This window comes from Gilliamella sp. App2-1 (assembly GCF_001690255.1).
Taxonomy (GTDB): Bacteria; Pseudomonadota; Gammaproteobacteria; order Enterobacterales; family Orbaceae; genus Gilliamella; species Gilliamella apicola_G.
Map to the genome: position 1 here is coordinate 1 of NZ_LZGR01000002.1, position 2748 is coordinate 2748.

Genomic DNA, 2748 nt, shown 5'->3' on the forward strand with positions numbered 1-2748 from the left:
ACCTAAGTTACAGGATGATTCGGTGATTGTTTCGGTATTGAATGCTATCACAGACCGGCATTTACGCTGGGGCTTTCCTAAATGCTTTAATCGTATCAGAAAGCTCGGCTATAAATGGAATCATAAACGGGTATATCGGGTGTATTGTGAATTAAAGCTTAATCTCAGGGTAAAGCGTAAAAAACGTATTCCTCCACGAAGCCCAGAAAGGCTATTGGTTCCTAATAAACAAGGTGAATGTTGGTCAATGGATTTTATGAGTGACAGTAGCTGTAATCAACGTCGCTTTAGGACATTCAATGTCATTGATGACTTTAATCGTGAGGCGTTAGGTATTGATATTGCAGTAAGCTTACCGGCAGGGAGAGTTACCCGTTACTTAGATAAACTGGCTGAATATCATGGCTATCTATTAAAAATACGCGTCGATAATGGACCAGAATTTACAGGAAAAACCTTTATAAACTGGGCTAAATCACATGATATAGCCATTGATTATATAGAGCCCGGTAGCCCATATCAAAACGGGTACATTGAACGATTTAATCGCACCTATCGTACTGAAGTACTCGATTTATATCTTTTTAACAACTTAGCACAAGCAAGGAGAATAACCGAAGAATGGTTAACGATTTATAACACCGAAAGACCGCATGAGGCATTAAATAACATGACGCCGATTGAGTATAAAACACTAAGACAAGCAGTATGATTTTCTACTTGAATCTTGTACTAAGTTTGGGGTATTTACAGCTAATTTTGATGGTAAAGATAATGATTTTTACATTTCTAAAACTACAGAAAGCCTTAATGAAAGAAATATCATTGACGCTTATTACTCTTATGATAAGAAACAAGATAAATTTGTTTATCTAAATTTAACAGGTCGTTTTATTTCTTTTGATTCTGAAAAAAAGACAGCAGAGAAAGTAAAATATTGCCCTAAAGATTACTTTAACCATGTCATTTTAACTGATTTATATCAATATACAGATAAAAAAATACACTTTATCAAATTCTGAATGTAAGTTTGAAAAGAAATCCGAGGATAATTATAAATTGTTATTTACTCGCCAATGCAATAATGAAGAAAGAAAATTTTGTATCGATGCTAGCGAATTATTAATCGATGATTATTTTGATTAAATATGGTGTTATTAATAAATACAATAAAATTATTTATTAATGATAACTTTTCTTTACCAGCTAACATAGGCTATATATCGATTTTACAATGGAAATATGGGTGACAAAGAAATAGAATTTCAGTTAGAAGAAGCTATAGGTTACATCGGCCATAATGTCAGCCAATCCGAACGTTTTGACGAGCCTAAAGAAGCCCCGTTATCGAACATGAAACGGGCGTTAGACAATCAATTACAGCAAATGGCACACATTGAATTAATGACCTGTGATGATTTGCCGGCGTTTATCACTAAAACCCGCGCTTTAGCGGACAAGCTGCCTGAAAGCGAAAAGAGTATCATATTAGTTGAAAAAGAGGCGCAATTAGTTCAAGCTGCTAAACCGGCAGGTTGGTTAAGCCCTGGGGTGGCGATTCATTTTACCGACACTACCGAGAGCTACTATATTAAAATCAAACCGGTCTATACCGTCAATCTTCCCTCAAGATTTTTTCATACTTCAACCGAGCAGCCGTTATTCGACACAGGGGTTGGCAAGGTGGTTAATGGCATTAATGGAAAGATACAGGCAAAAAGCCCGTCAGCGCAACCGTACACCTTAACCGCAAGTGAGAAAATGTATGTAAGGCGGATATATCCCGAATTAACCGAGGCAGATATCCCCGATAAAGTTGAGCTAATTAGTGGCGGAAAGGGGCAAGATACGACGTTACCGAGTGTCTATTCTGAGCCTGCGAATGATGATGATTTTTTCACGATTCGCTTTATGATTGAAAACAAGCCGTACTGGATAGCCGCCAGTAAAGTCTTACACCTTAATGGCGAAGATGGGCAGCTCAATTCAAGCGTAAGTTATTGGCATGATTTTCCGTTATCATTAGATGACACCCTTTCTCCACAGGAAAAGAAACGTAATACGGTATGTTACCCTCGTACCGTGTCCCTAATTTCATTAGAGAATGATGGCTTGATAGCGATAGAGGATGAAAACACAAAATGGGCCCAAGTGACGGCACTGGATGAGCAAACGCTACCGATACATGGTTGGGTGAATATAAAAGACAATGCACAAGCTCATATCAAACGGCGTAGTCCATGGCACTGGCCTGGGTTTGAAACAATAGAAGAAAAGGCCTCGATAGGTGAATTATCTGACAAGATAGGCAAGAATAAAGTGGCGAAATTAGATTTAGCCGATTACACGCCAGCGATGCGGGCATTACATCAAATCTTAACGGGCACACTGATATATTCAACCCAACGAAAAAAAGACCTACCGCCGCCGACTTTTACGGATAGGGATTTAAAGGAAGGATTACGCCGAAGCTGGACAGCGGAGTTGATAGGGCATTTATTGGTAAAATATGAAAGCGAATGGTATGCCGATGAAGCGTTAAGCAAATGGAACGAAATTGATGAGCTATTTGAAGAAGAAAAACAACAACAAAAAGCAATTATTGAAGCGGGATTAGATGAGCTAGGCATCACCGAGCCTTACCTCCGTGATTTTGCCTTAGAGGTGGTGGACGAAGCGCATAAACATGTCAAATCAAACTGGCAACTAGAAAAAGCACAGCGCATTAAACCGTCACTGTGGTGGAAA

At 38.7% G+C, this 2748-nt stretch carries 1 protein-coding gene and 1 pseudogene; both read left to right on the forward strand.

Annotated elements, in window-relative coordinates:
• The coding region (locus A9G22_RS00010) for an IS3 family transposase (protein WP_141669916.1) at positions 1–712 on the forward strand (712 nt) is incomplete at its 5' end.
• Between the two features lie 530 nt (positions 713–1242).
• A pseudogene (locus tag A9G22_RS00015) lies at positions 1243–2748 on the forward strand (hypothetical protein); the annotation flags it as partial.